Source organism: Aliidiomarina soli (assembly GCF_003986975.1).
GTDB lineage: Bacteria > Pseudomonadota > Gammaproteobacteria > Enterobacterales > Alteromonadaceae > Aliidiomarina > Aliidiomarina soli.
The window spans coordinates 514,008-527,383 of record NZ_PIPO01000001.1; the positions used below are offsets into that span (position 1 = coordinate 514,008).

Genomic DNA, 13,376 nt, shown 5'->3' on the forward strand with positions numbered 1-13,376 from the left:
GCGGCGGCCTTTGGCATCATAGGCAGTTAACGAGGTGTATCGGCAGCAGCCGGCCTTTTATCAATAAAAAGAGAGTTGTTAGTGAAGTCACAACCCAGATCAGGACGTATCCCAGGCGGATGGCTACGCGCCCTGTACAGCATCCTGCTTAGCTTTGCCTTACCTTTTATCTACCTGTATTTGTGGTGGCACGGGCGCAATAACCCGGGCTACCGTCAACGTTGGTCAGAGCGCGGATGCTGGCAAAAGGTTCCGCAAAGCGCTCGTGGCAGTTGGGTTTTCCATTGTGTTTCGGTGGGCGAGTTAATGGCGGCAAAGCCATTGATTGACCTCTGCCTGAGTCTGAATCCACAGCAACCTGTAACCGTGACCTGCACCACGCCGACGGGCTCGGAGCTGGTGCAACGTTGGTATGGCGAGCGGGTTTACCATTGCTACCTGCCGTTTGACACACCCTTAGCGGTGCGCCGCTTTCTGTCGCGGGTACAACCGCGCGGCTTTGTTATTCTGGAAACTGAGTTGTGGCCTAATCTGGTCGTGCAATGCCATCAGCATGGGATTCCGCTAGCGCTGGCCAATGCACGAATGTCGGAGCGTTCAGCGCGCGGCTACCACAAAGCGCGGGTACTGATGAAACCTGTGTGGCAGGCATTGAGCCTGGTCATAGCGCAGAATGAAGACAGCAGCGAACGCTTTAAAGCATTGGGTTGTCAGCCGGAGCGGGTACAGACACTGGGCAATATTAAGTTTGATGTGCAGATCAGTCAGGCGGTACAGGCCGCTGTTGCCGAATTCAAACCACAACTTGGCGGGCGTCAGGTGATTACCGTGGGCAGTACTCACGAAGGTGAAGAGCGCATGGCGCTGGATGCCTTTAAGCAAACGCTGCAGGCACGGCCTGATAGCTTGCTGATTCTGGTTCCACGGCATCAGGAACGTTTTGATGAGGTGGCGCGACTGGTTGCCGACAGTGGCCTGCGTATGCAGCGACGTAGCGACCAGCAACCACTGGCCGCCGATACTCAGGTACTGCTGGCCGATAGCATGGGCGAAATGCTGCTCTGGTTTGGAGTTTCGACCATTGCCACCATTGGCGGCAGCTTGATTGAACGCGGCGGACATAACCCGCTCGAGGCAATGGCCTTTGGTTTACCCATTGTTTCGGGGCGACATGTGTTTAATTTTGCCGACGTCTATAGTCAACTCGATGCGCGTCAGGCTGTACGTTGGGTCGATGACACCCAAAGCCTGCACGACACATGGTTAGGTTTACTGGTGGAACCGGCCACGGCGCAGCGTTTGGGCGCGCAGGCACAACAACTGTTTGCCCGCCATCGTGGGGCCACCGAGCGCAGCCTGGCGGCGTTAACCGAGCTGTTAGCGCGGTCTGAGCCAGGTAAGAAACGCGCGCAAAAGGACCCTGCACAATGAGTATCGTTGAGAACAAGACATTGCTAAAAGCGCCGGCCAAAGCAGCGCACTTTGAGATGACATACTGGCAACAGCAGGGCATGCTCAGCGGCTCGGCTGGTGGTCGTAACCTGGCCTACTTTATTGCCGCTGACAACGAGTTAAGTGACTTACCTATGGTGTTGCGCCATTATTACCGTGGTGGCATGGTCGGTAAGGTGAATCGCGACTGGTTTCTGCGCACTGGTGTAAAACGCAGTGTGGCTGAGTTTGAACTGCTAGACTGGATGCACGGGCAGGGGTTGCCGGTGCCACGTCCGATTGCGGCGCTGGTGCAGAGCAAAGGGTTGTTTTACCGCGCCGATATTCTGATCGAGCGTTTGCCCTGTGACTCTGATCTGTTTGCTTATCTGTCGCAAAAGCCTTTGTCTGAAGCTGGCTGGGCGCAGGTTGGACGCGCTGTTGCCGCGCTTCACCGGCAGCAGGTTTTTCACTCTGATCTGAATTGCCATAATATTTTGCTGGCAGATCCGGCTGACAACGACACAGAGGTGCGGGTGTGGTTGATTGATTTTGATAAGTGCCACCGGGTGACAGAGTCTAAGCAACAGAACACGACATATAACGAGCAGTGGAAAAGCCAGAACCTGCAACGGTTACTCCGCTCGCTGCATAAAGAACAGCAACGCATTGAAAACTTTGCGTTTACTGAAACTGACTGGCAGGCGCTGATGAGCGGCTATCAGCAAGCTGGGGAGACAGCACAGTGAATTCGACACAACGTATAAGCCTGGCGAGTGTAATAGTGTTGGGCCTGGGCGGTAGTCTGGCCTGTTCAGCCAGCCCGGAAACCGACTCTGTACAAGAGATTGATCTGTGCCTTTATAGTCCGGAACAGGGCCCCGATCAGGAGCAGACAGAAATGGTTAAGGTTGAACTGGCGCGTGATTTTGCAAGCCGCGCCCGTGGCCTGATGCAGCGCACAGAGTTAGACGAGCGGGGCGGTATGTTGTTTTATTACCTGTTTAGCGAACGTCGCGCGTTCTGGATGTATCAGACTCTGCTGCCGCTGGATATTGCGTATCTGGCAGCGGACGGCGAGATCCTGCAGATTGAAACCATGGAACCTTGTGGCAGTGGCGACCCTGCACAGTGTCGCAGTTACCCATCCGAGCAACCGGCACGTGCGGCGCTTGAATTAAACGCCGGGGCCTTCGCTGATTTTGGTATTGCGGTCGGTGATTATGTCTATGACCAGGAATGCCAGCAGTCGCCGTGGGATAGCTGGTGAGGAGGATGCGATGAACACCCTACAGTCGGGTCTGATTTTTACAGTATGCTTGTTGCTTGCGGCCTGTACGACGACAACGCGCTCGGTGAATGAGTCACCGACTGACCCGGCTACCAGCCAGATCCCTGGCCAGCGGGACTCAGCCCGGGGCTCCACCGGGCAACGGCAATCCTTTGATACTCTGCAACAGGACGATGTGGATCGGCTTATTATTCGCGGACGAACTCACAGCGGGCAAATCGTCAACTGGTTTGGGCGGCCCCATTCGGTAACCCGCAGTGGTGAAGAGGTTTACTGGAACTATTCGCATCAGTTTCGTAACGAGCGCCGCGGGGAGGCAGGGCTGAAGGCTCTTAATGTGCTCTTTAATCAGTCCGGACTGGTGGTTGACTACGAGTTTCAAAACAATACCTACGCCATAGAGTAAGGGCAAACACCTTTGGATTACGCACTGCATTTGTTCGGTGCACTGGCACTGATCGTTAACTTCATTGGCTACCGCCAGAATACCGTTAATCGATATCGCTTGGTGTCGGCGCTGGCACTGCTGTTTTTAAGCTGGCATTTTTTTCTGCTCGGGGCGATGGCCGCGGGCATAACGCTGTTGTTAGGCGCGGTGCGCAATATCGTTGCGATGAAATACCGTCAGCGCTGGATTCTGTATTTGTTCGTGCTGCTCAATGTGGTGTTTTGCCTGTGGGAGTGGTTTATTGTCGGCAATAGCGCGTTACTTTTTATCGCCTACGCCTCTTCGCTGGTCTTTACGGTCGGCTCGATCGTGCTGGAAAGTGCGCAGAGTATCCGTCGCTGGTTTATTCTCGCCGAAGGTCTAGGGCTTATCTACGGCGTAGCGGTGGGCAGTGTTTTTGGGGTGTTGTTTAATATCAGTAACTTCACCAGTATTTTTAGCAAGATGTATCAAGAGCGTCGGCACAAGGCCATAGAAAGCGCTCGTAAATTATAGGGGACTCATTTTGATCAAACGCACATCTTTACTGGCACTTAGTGTAGCAATGGCGCTGGGAACAGCCGCCTGTTCGGAGCCGGCTTCGACGGACAACGACGAGCAGAGCAGCACAGTTAGCAGTGAATACGGTGAACTGACCTCCGGGGTTGAACTGGAGAATATGGATACCAGTGTTCGCCCGCAGGACAATTTCTTTCGCTATATCAATGGCCAGTGGCTGGAGCGTACAGAAATTCCGGCGGATCGGGCACGGTGGGGAAGTTTCGATGAACTACGCGAACGTGCTGAACAGCAGGTTCTGACGATCGTGAAAGAGTTTGCTGAGCAGGACGCAGAAGAAGGCAGCGATGCGCAAAAAATTGGCGATCTGTATCGCTCATTCCTGAATGAAGAACAAATTGAAGAGCGTGGTTTAAGCCCGTTGGATGACGCCCTGGCGCGTATTAACGAACTTGAAAACCATGACCAGTTGGCATCGTTCTGGGGCCAGCAGCAACGCAGCCGCGCTGGTATTCCGGTGGCGCTGTTTGTGGGCCAGGATCAGATGCAGTCTGATCAGTATATTACGGGTATCAGTCAGGCCGGTCTCGGTTTGCCGGACCGCGATTACTACGTCAACGACAGCGAAAGCAATCAGCAACTGCTGCAACAGTATAAGGAGTTCATAGCGGCATTGTACGAGGCAGCTGAGTGGGAAGGCGGCGAGCAGGCTGCTGAGACCATTGTTGCGCTGGAAAGCAAGCTAGCGCAGTCACAATGGAGCCGGGTACAAAACCGTGACCGCCAGGCGACCTACAACAAACTGACTCTGGATGAACTGGCAGAGCAGGCGCCAGGCTTTGACTGGAGCGCTTTCTTTGTTGCCGCTGAGGTCGAGATTAACGAGGTAGTGATGCGTCAGCCTACCTATTTTGCTGATTTCGCGGCGATGTATGACGACGTAGACCTGGCCGACTGGCAAACCTATCTGCGTTTTCATACCTTGCGTCAGTCTGCCGAGATCCTGCCGGCTGCAATTGCAGACACCAGTTTCGACTTTTATGGCCGGGTGTTACAAGGCTTAGAAGAGCAGCGTGACCGCGAGAAACGCGGTGTTTCAATGGTCGAGAACGCGCTTGGTTTTATGGTCGGTGAAGAGTATGTCGCTCGCCACTATCAGGAAGCCTCCGCCGAACGTATGCAGGACATGATCGATAACCTGATGGTGGCGTTTGAAGGTGCCATTAATGACCTTGAGTGGATGACCGACGAGACCAAGCAGGAAGCGCAGGCCAAGCTGTCGACCTTTACTGCTAAAATTGGTTACCCGAGCAAGTGGCGTGACTATGACTGCCTCAACATTGTAGCCGACGATCTGTACGGCAACATGCAACGCAGCAGTCAGTGTGAATATCAGCGCATGATTGACCGTCTGGGTGAAGAGGTTGACCCGGATGATTGGGGGATGACGCCACAAACGGTGAACGCCTATTATCGCTCCACCATGAACGAGATAGTGTTTCCGGCCGCTATTCTGCAGCCGCCGTTTTTCAATGTCGAAGCCGATGACGCGGTTAACTATGGTGCCATTGGCGGCGTTATTGGCCACGAAATCACTCATGGTTTCGATGACCAGGGTCGTCGTTCAGATGGCGAGGGCAACCTGCGTGACTGGTGGAGTGCGGAAGACGAGAGCCAGTTTACCGAGCGTGCTCAGCAGATGATCGATCAGTACAGTGCCTTTAACCCTATCGACGACCTGCAACTGCAGGGTGCTCTGGGACTGGGTGAGAACATTGCTGATTTGGGTGGCTTAACGGTTTCCTATCGCGCTTACCAGAACTCACTGAATGGTGAAGCCGGACCTGAGATTGATGGCATGACTGCCGAGCAGCGGTTCTTTGCTGGCTGGGGTCAGATCTGGCGGATTAAATTCCGCGATGAAGCCCTCCGTCGTCAGGTGGTGCAGGGCCCTCATTCGCCAGGTAAGTACCGCGTGTTAGGGGTCTTGTCTAATATGCCGGAATTCTATGAAGCCTATGATGTCAGCGAAGACGATGACATGTACCGTGGTGAAGAGGTGCGGGTAAAAATCTGGTAGTCTTAGTGCAGGTACTCAAGTTAGACACCCAGGTTAGACACTTGGGTGGGTAACAGCAAAACGCCGGCGTTTTTCCCAAGCGCCGGCGTTTTTGTTAAGAGATATTTTGTTTAGAAATACGTTGTTTAAAAAAGTTATTTAGAAAAATTATCACGCTCTTAAATCAGGTGTTTTTATCAACGTAATGCTTGTTGACTGAGAAGGCAGCCCAGATAGCGGCTGGAGCCCAACCGATCAAAGTGAGCTGAAGGATAAGACAAATAATACCTGCGAATGGACGCCCTATGGTGAAAAATGCCAGCCAGGGTAATAAGATCGCGATAAGAATTCGCATAGTAAAAAACTCCTTGTGTACAACAGTGTACTAGTAAGCGTCGTTAAAATACGTGTAGTCGAAATAAGTGTAGTTAAAATTTCAGGAGATGCTGAATGCAGCCGGAAACCATGATTGATTTACGCAGCGATACCCTAACTAAACCGACCCCGGCGATGCGCGATGCGATGGCTTCAGCGCTAGTCGGTGACGATGTTTACGGGGAAGACCCTACGGTGAATGCCCTTGAGCAACGTGTCGCCACATTGCTTGGCAAAGAGGCGGCCTTGTTCTGTAGCAGCGGCACCCAGAGTAACCTGCTCGGCATTATGAGCCAGTGTCAGCGCGGTGAGGAGTATCTGGTCGGTGCGCCATACCACACCTACAAATACGAAGCGGGTGGCGCGGCGGTGCTGGGCGGTATTGTGCCGCAAACGCTTCCGCTACAGGCCGATGGCAGTGTACAGATCAGCGATATTGAAGGCGCGATTAAGGCCGATGACCCACATTTCCCGATTTCGCGGCTGATAGCGCTGGAAAATACCCACGTTGGCAAAGTGGTGCCACAGCAAGCGATGCTGGATGCACGCGAGCTGGCGGATAAGTACGGCCTGAATTTGCATCTTGACGGTGCCCGTTTATTCAATGCGAGCATAGCAACTGGTTTGTCGGTGGCTGAATTAGCGGCCCCGTTTGACAGTGTGTCGGTGTGCTTTTCGAAAGGTCTGGGTGCGCCTGTTGGGTCGATGCTATGTGAGTCTGCAGCGATTGTCGGGCGCGCCCGGCGTTGGCGGAAAATGCTGGGCGGCGGTATGCGTCAGGCCGGAGTGCTTGCCGCAGCGGTCGACTATGCGTTGGATAATCATGTTCAGCGCCTGGCGGAAGACCATCACCACGCGCAGCGTCTGGCTGAGGGACTAAGTGAAATTGCTTCAAAGCACGGCCAGTTTAGCGTCGAGCCGGTGCAAACTAATATGGTGTATCTGAATTTTGGGGATCCGGAGCAGGCCAGGCAGTTGTCGGCTGGATTACGCGAGCAGGGCATTCTGGTACCGCCGCAACAGGCAATGCGCCTGGTGACCCACCTTGATGTCAGCAGTGCTCAGGTTGAACAGGTGATTCGCACGATGAATCAATTACTTGTTCCATAGCAAACTAAACGGGCGGTGAACTGGCGGCAAATCAGCTCTGTGATATGTTTATGACTTAAGGATTATAGAAAATTTTGTCAGTCACCGTAAATTAAAAGGATCGCAACGTGTCGCATCGACCGCATATCGAGCACGCTGAGCAGAGCGAAAATCAGGACTCCCCGGAACAGCAACTTCGCTTATGCGGTGACTGGACATTGCAGCAGTATGAGCAAGCAAAAGCCGCATTGAGTGCTCTGAGCGATGGGCAAATGACCGCGGTCAGCACACTGGATGGGCGCGATATCAGTCGCCTTGATAGCGCAGGGGTATTTCTCCTGCAGCAGTATTTTGGTACTGAGCTGATTGAAAATGCGCAGTTAGCCGGGCAACAGCAGAAGCTGGCGACACTGGTATTACAGGCCTGTAAAGACGAGCAAGCACCGCAGCACGGCGGGGACAACCCGCTACGGCAATGGCTGGAACAGATTGGCCGGGTAACCTGCAGTGTCCTGCAGCAACAAAAGCAGCTATTGGCCTTTCTTGGGCTGGCACTGGATAACCTGAGCAGAACTCTTTTTCGCCCCTCACGCTGGCGTTATACCGCAACCGCGGCGCAGGTCGAACAGATTGGCATCAACGCTATTCCAATTGTTGCCCTGCTGACTTTTTTGGTCGGTGCGGTGATTGCGTTTCTCGGCGCCCGGGTACTGGATGAATTTGGCGCCGCCGTTTACACCGTAAACCTGGTTGGGTTTGCGTTCTTACGTGAATTTGCAGTCCTGCTGGCAGCAATACTGCTGGCGGGGCGGACTGCCAGTGCCTTTACCGCTCAGCTTGGCTCGATGAAAGCCAATGTGGAAATTGATGCATTGCGCGCGCAAGGGCTTAACCCGGTTGAAGTGCTGGTGTTGCCGCGCTTACTGGCGATGTTGATTAGCCTGCCGGTACTAACCTTAATTGCGATGCTATGCGGGGTGTTGGGGGGAATGCTGGTCTGCTGGCTGGCACTGGATATTTCACCGGCGCTGTTTATGCATATTTTTTCGCGCGACATTGAACCCGTTCATTTCTGGGTCGGTTTGGGTAAAGCGCCGGTGTTTGCCTTTGTGATTGCCCTGATAGGCTGTCTGGAAGGCTTTAAAGTGGCGGGTAGCGCGCAGTCAGTGGGTGAACATACAACTTCCAGCGTGGTGCAGTCGATATTTATGGTGATTCTGTTGGATGCTTTATTTGCTTTGTTTTTCCTGGAGATGGGATGGTGAGCAAAGGAATTATCAGCGTTCGTGGATTACACAACCAATTTGGTGACAACCTGGTTCACGAGCAGCTGGATCTTGATGTCGCGCAGGGTGAGATACTGACCGTGGTGGGCGGTTCGGGGTCCGGTAAGTCGGTGCTGATGCGCAGTATTCTTGGGCTGCATAGGCCGAGTGCAGGGCAGATTGAGGTTGACGGCGTTGACCTGTTGCGCGCCGACAGCGAGCAACGCGTGCAGCTGGAGCGACGAATGGGAGTTCTATTCCAGCGTGGCGCATTGTATTCGTCGCTGACTGTACTGGAAAACGTATTGCTGCCGTTGCAAGAGCATTTGTCGTTGCCAGCAGAGGATGCGGAAGCACTGGCGCTGATGAAGTTGCGTCTGGTTGGTCTGTCGTCTGCAGTCGCTGACAACAGTGTGCAGTCATTATCAGGAGGCATGATCAAACGGGTCGCGCTGGCCAGAGCCTTGATACTGGAACCGGATTTTCTGTTTCTGGATGAACCCACCGCCGGGCTGGACCCGATTGGCGCCAATGACTTTGATGAGCTATTAGTCACGGTGCAACGCGCGCTCGGATTAACCGTATTCCTGGTCACCCACGATGTAGATAGTATTTTTAAGGTCAGTGACCGGGTCGCGGTACTGGCTGAACGCAAAGTGCTGGTGGTGGATACCCCAGAACGTGTAGCGACGCATCCGGATCAATGGATTCAGGCGTACTTTCAGGGTCCGCGAGGTCGCGCCGCGCAACAGGGAAAACGCCACCCAGTCAATGCAGAAGAGGACGCTTAAATGGAAACAAATGCACGCCATGTGTTAGTCGGTAGTTTTGTCCTGCTCGCGATTGCGCTGATGGTGGCGGTCGCGCTGTGGTTAGGTAAAAGCAATATTGATCGCGACCTGCATTACTACGAGGTGGTCTTTAGCGATGAAGTCAGTGGCCTGACCCCTGGCAGTCCGGTGGAATACAGCGGAATTACCGTGGGCGATGTGCAAAACCTGCGCCTCGATGACAAGGACCCGCGGGTCGTTCGGGTACGTATCCGGGTCAATGCTGATACCCCGGTGCGCGAAGATACCGGCGCCCGGTTGGGTCTGGCTAATATCACGGGGAGTGCGCTGATCCGTTTGTATGGCGGTACTCCGGAGAGCCCGCGTCTTACCGGCAGCGCAGAGAACCCGGCGGTGATTCATGCTGAACAGTCGGGTCTGAACCGTTTACTGGCGAACAGTGAGAGCCTGCTGGGCGACATCAACAACCTGGTGCAGAATGTGAATGCAATGTTTTCTGATGACAACTCGCAGCGGGTGGCGGGAATTCTCGATAACGTCGAGCAAATGACGGCGATGTTGACTGAACAGCGCGATGAACTTGGCGAGACCCTGGCCGAGATACGGGTCAGTATTAATGCCTTTGGCGCCCTGGCGACGCAGAGTGCGCGCTTGTTAGAGGAAGAAGGAAACGCATCGCTGCAGTCGCTGCAACGGGCGATGGATTCGATTGCCCAGAGCAGCACGGAGATCCAGCACTTACTGCAGGATAACGACGAAGCCCTGCAACGCACGCTGCAGGGAATGCAACAAACTGGTCCGGCGATTGAAGATGTCAGCCGTACCATGCGCTCGTTACAGCGTTTAATTCGTGAGATAGAGCAGAATCCGCAAGGGTTCTTACTGCAACGTCAGCGAGTGGAGGAAGTGAACCCATGAGACAGATCATACTACTTGTGGTTGGGCTCGGCCTTGTCACTGCCTGCAGCATTCTACCCGAACCAGAACGGGTGCGTATTTACCACTTACCAGCGCCGTCAGAGGTGTCTGTCGTTGAAGCTAAGCAACGCCTGCCATACAGCCTTGAAGTGCGTCTGCCGGAAACCGTGCAGGCTTTTGACAGCGCACGGGTTAGCGTATTTCAAACTGCTCAGGGCCAGGCCTACTGGCAGAATTTGCGCCTCGCGGACCGGGCACCGATTCTGGTTGCGAGCCGAATAGTGCAGGAGCTGCGGGCAAGCGGCGCATTTGAATCGGTCACCCATGAACGGGATGGCGCGTCGGGTGAACTGATTTTGCTGACCGAACTGGGTGATTTTTCGGTGCGCCAGCAAAGCGGACAAGCGGTGGCGCGGATTGAATTGCATGTTGGCGTAATGCAACGCTCAAACCGCCAGTCACTGGCCGCAGAAAGTTTTAGTGCTGAGGTTGAATTCAGATCGGGCAACGCCGATGAAGCCGTGGTGGCAATGAGCAGTGCCTTAAGTGAGGTGAATCGGCAGCTGCTGAATTGGTTGCTGCAGCTGCCTGACTAAAAGCATGGTGAATTAGAGCGCGTCGAGTACCACCTGATGGTGTTCTTTGGTTTTAAATTTATCGAAAACCTGGCTGATAGTGCCGTCCTGCTCAATTAGAAAGCTGATCCGGTGGATTCCATCGTATTCTTTGCCCATGAATTTCTTTAAACCCCAGACACCAAATTGTTCAGCCACCTGATGATCTTCATCACCCAGCAGAACGAAATTCAGTTCATCGCGTTCAGTAAATTTAGCCAGCCGTTTTGGAGCGTCCGGGCTAATACCAACTGCAATGGTATTTTTTTCCGCTAACTGGTCTTTGTGATCGCGCAGTTGTTGAGCCTGGACGGTGCAGCCCGGGGTCATCGCTTTGGGGTAAAAGTAGACCAGAACACGGTTCGACTTTAATAAGTCACTGAGTGCAACCTGGTTGCCTTGCTGATCCGGTAGTTCAAATTTTGGGGCTTGATCGCCCGCTTGCAGGGTCTTCATGGGGGAACTCCTTTTGGTTATCTTGTTTGCTGCGATCTATCTAAACATAGGGTAAAGCATTCCGCCAGTCGTTGTTTACACCCTTGTGTTTAGGGTGTCGCGCAAGTAAGATTGAGCACTTAAACAACGCTGGGAGAAATTATGCTGACAGGTAGTATGGTCGCGTTGGTGACGCCGTTCACCAAGCAGGGGAATGTTGATTACACTTTGCTCGCCGAACTGATTGAAATGCACATTAAACAGGGCACCGACGCTATTGTTGCGGTTGGTACCACGGGCGAGTCACCAACCCTGAGCCATGACGAGCATGTCGATGTAGTGCGGGCCACCGTTGAGATAGCCAATGGCCGCATTCAGGTTATTGCCGGTAACGGCTCCAATGCCACTGCTGAGTCAGTACAACTGACTGAACGTATGGCCAACCTCGGCGTTGATGCCTTCCTGAACGTGACTCCTTATTACAACAAGCCAAGCCGTGCCGGTTTGCTTGCCCATTATCGCGCTGCAGCCGAAGCCGCTGACATTCCACAGATTCTATACAATGTTCCGGGCCGCACATGCTGTGATCTGTCGACGGAGATGGTCGCAGAGCTGGCGAAAATACCCAATGTGGTAGGTATTAAGGAAGCAACCGGTGATGTGTCCCGGGTAAAAGCACTAAAAGACGCCTGTGGTGACGAGTTTATTTTGCTTAGTGGCGATGACCCCACTGCGTGTGAGTTTTTATTACAGGGCGGGGATGGTGTTATCAGCGTCACTGCCAACCTGGCACCAAAAACGATCAAAGCATTGGTCGACTCTGCACGCCGCGGTGAGCGAAATCAGGCTGAAGCACTGGACGCGCCATTGCGCGAATTGCATGACAAACTTTTCATTGAAGCGAACCCGATTCCGGTGAAGTGGGCGATGGCACGGTTAGGCTGGATTAACGAGTTTTACCGCTTACCGCTGACATCTCCGGAACTTGAGAGCCAGAAAGCTATCGAAGCAGCGTTACATAATGCTGGATTACTAAAATAACGGAGTTTGCATGAAGTTCTGGCGAGGTTTAGCCGTTACAACAACGGTCATCGCACTGGCAGGGTGCACATCACAGCGTGACCAGGCCCAAGGTGGATTTGAGTACGTCGATATTGATCAACGGGGAGCATTACTGGTACCGGAAGGTATGCAGAACGTTGCCCAGAATCCGGATTTTAGTATTCCTAATCTGGACACCGCTCGGGGGCCGGTTGGCGCTGAGCAGAGCATTCGCTCACCGCGGCAGGTTATGCCATTGGTGCCAGGTAGCCGGGTTGAAGAGGGTAGCCGGGAAGCACGGATCTGGTTTGATGCGATCGAAGATATGGACGACGTGGCCGGATGGGTTTGGGAAGAGATGCAGGCCCTGCTGGCTGAACGCGATATCGAAATTACTGAGCAAAACGAATTAGAATATATCCAGACTGGCACCATTGAAACGGTTGAAGGCAGTCGTTCACGTGAAGGTTTCTGGGCTCGTTTACGCCGCGACCGGATAGAACTGACCTCTGAGTATAACCTGCGCATCGAAATGCAAGCACCAAGTCATGGTCGCTCTGCACGCCTGGATGTGACGGCGGCTGATGTCAGCTGGCTGGAAGATGGTGAACCGCAGGCGGTTCCTGTCAGTTTGCAACGTGAAGTAGAAGCGGGTTTCCTGAATGATTTATCGTTACGTATGCAGCGTAACTTTGAAGACCAACGGGTTGCTCAGGTTCGTGCCACGCGCGCTTTACGCCATGCTGAAAGCCCACAGGGTGAGCCTGCATATGCGCTGGATGTAAACTTTGAAGCTGGCTGGGTTCTGATGCCTGGCGCGCTTGAATACCTTGGTTTTGAAGTTGAAGACCTTAACCAGCGCGACGGTGTTTACTACGCCAATTACCAGCCGGGTGGACGCCCGGGTTTCTGGAGTCGCCTGGCGTTCTGGAGTTCTGAAGATCGTGGGTTACTTGGTTTACCCCGAGGCAGTGGGTATGAGTTCCAGGTCGATGCAGTCAATGATGTATTTTACATCGTGATCCGCCACGACGATGAAGTACTGGATGAAGAAACCATCGATAAATTGTTCCCAGTGTTTGCTGAAGCTTTCAGTGAGCATGCTGATTAACCAACGCTGT

15 protein-coding genes are annotated in these 13,376 nt (G+C 53.5%); 13 read left to right on the top strand and 2 right to left on the bottom strand.

The window, feature by feature from the left end; all coding sequences use genetic code 11:
* The first annotated feature begins 81 nt into the window (after positions 1-81).
* From waaA to CWE14_RS02570, 6 genes are read left to right on the top strand one after another with little or no spacing between them, the layout of a single operon-like run.
* On the top strand, positions 82-1,431 hold the full coding sequence (gene waaA, locus CWE14_RS02545; protein ID WP_157981768.1) for a lipid IV(A) 3-deoxy-D-manno-octulosonic acid transferase: 1,350 nt from the start codon (positions 82-84) through the stop codon (positions 1,429-1,431).
* Positions 1,428-2,180: a 3-deoxy-D-manno-octulosonic acid kinase gene (locus tag CWE14_RS02550; protein WP_126797936.1), complete on the top strand. Its 753-nt coding sequence runs from the start codon at positions 1,428-1,430 to the stop codon at positions 2,178-2,180. The genes waaA and CWE14_RS02550 overlap by 4 nt, the downstream gene beginning before the upstream one ends.
* Entirely contained in the window at positions 2,177-2,701 is a 525-nt protein-coding gene (locus tag CWE14_RS02555) for a DUF192 domain-containing protein (protein WP_241972296.1), read from the top strand. Before CWE14_RS02550 ends, CWE14_RS02555 begins: the two co-directional genes overlap by 4 nt.
* A gap of 10 nt (positions 2,702-2,711) precedes the next feature.
* On the top strand, positions 2,712-3,128 hold the full coding sequence (locus CWE14_RS02560; RefSeq protein WP_126797937.1) for a hypothetical protein: 417 nt from the start codon (positions 2,712-2,714) through the stop codon (positions 3,126-3,128).
* A gap of 12 nt (positions 3,129-3,140) precedes the next feature.
* A complete protein-coding gene (locus CWE14_RS02565; RefSeq protein WP_126797938.1) occupies positions 3,141-3,665 on the top strand; it encodes a YgjV family protein in 525 nt (174 codons plus the stop codon).
* Between the two features lie 10 nt (positions 3,666-3,675).
* Positions 3,676-5,748, top strand: coding sequence for a M13 family metallopeptidase (locus CWE14_RS02570; RefSeq protein ID WP_241972297.1), 2,073 nt, complete (start codon positions 3,676-3,678; stop codon positions 5,746-5,748).
* A gap of 163 nt (positions 5,749-5,911) precedes the next feature.
* Here the strand turns inward: CWE14_RS02570 and CWE14_RS02575 are convergent, their stop codons facing one another.
* Positions 5,912-6,082, bottom strand: a complete 171-nt coding sequence (locus CWE14_RS02575) for a YqaE/Pmp3 family membrane protein (RefSeq protein ID WP_126788038.1) — start codon at positions 6,080-6,082, stop codon at positions 5,912-5,914.
* Between the two features lie 110 nt (positions 6,083-6,192).
* On the opposite strand from CWE14_RS02575, the gene ltaE reads away from it, so the two are divergent.
* The 5 genes from ltaE (at position 6,193) to CWE14_RS02600 (ending at position 10,761) form a co-directional block, all read left to right on the top strand.
* Positions 6,193-7,212 carry a low-specificity L-threonine aldolase gene (gene ltaE, locus CWE14_RS02580; protein WP_126798156.1) on the top strand — a complete coding sequence of 340 codons (1,020 nt, stop codon included), beginning with the start codon at positions 6,193-6,195 and terminating at the stop codon, positions 7,210-7,212.
* A 107-nt stretch (positions 7,213-7,319) separates the two neighbouring features.
* Positions 7,320-8,456: an MlaE family ABC transporter permease gene (locus CWE14_RS02585; RefSeq protein ID WP_241972298.1), complete on the top strand. Its 1,137-nt coding sequence runs from the start codon at positions 7,320-7,322 to the stop codon at positions 8,454-8,456.
* Positions 8,450-9,247: an ABC transporter ATP-binding protein gene (locus tag CWE14_RS02590; RefSeq protein ID WP_126797939.1), complete on the top strand. Its 798-nt coding sequence runs from the start codon at positions 8,450-8,452 to the stop codon at positions 9,245-9,247. Before CWE14_RS02585 ends, CWE14_RS02590 begins: the two co-directional genes overlap by 7 nt.
* Complete coding sequence (locus tag CWE14_RS02595; protein WP_126797940.1) at positions 9,248-10,165, top strand: MlaD family protein; 918 nt, start codon at positions 9,248-9,250, stop codon at positions 10,163-10,165. It begins immediately after the preceding gene.
* Entirely contained in the window at positions 10,162-10,761 is a 600-nt protein-coding gene (locus CWE14_RS02600; RefSeq protein ID WP_126797941.1) for an ABC-type transport auxiliary lipoprotein family protein, read from the top strand. The genes CWE14_RS02595 and CWE14_RS02600 overlap by 4 nt, the downstream gene beginning before the upstream one ends.
* Positions 10,762-10,773: 12 nt before the next feature.
* Here the strand turns inward: CWE14_RS02600 and bcp are convergent, their stop codons facing one another.
* The gene (gene bcp / locus CWE14_RS02605; RefSeq protein ID WP_126797942.1) at positions 10,774-11,235 is read right to left on the bottom strand and encodes a thioredoxin-dependent thiol peroxidase; all 462 of its coding nucleotides are present in this window, start codon (positions 11,233-11,235) and stop codon (positions 10,774-10,776) included.
* Positions 11,236-11,376: 141 nt separating this feature from the next.
* On the opposite strand from bcp, the gene dapA reads away from it, so the two are divergent.
* Together dapA and bamC are read left to right on the top strand one after the other, a co-directional pair.
* Entirely contained in the window at positions 11,377-12,255 is an 879-nt protein-coding gene (gene dapA / locus CWE14_RS02610) for a 4-hydroxy-tetrahydrodipicolinate synthase (RefSeq protein ID WP_126797943.1), read from the top strand.
* Positions 12,256-12,265: 10 nt separating this feature from the next.
* Complete coding sequence (gene bamC / locus CWE14_RS02615) at positions 12,266-13,366, top strand: outer membrane protein assembly factor BamC (protein WP_126797944.1); 1,101 nt, start codon at positions 12,266-12,268, stop codon at positions 13,364-13,366.
* Positions 13,367-13,376 lie beyond the last annotated feature (10 nt).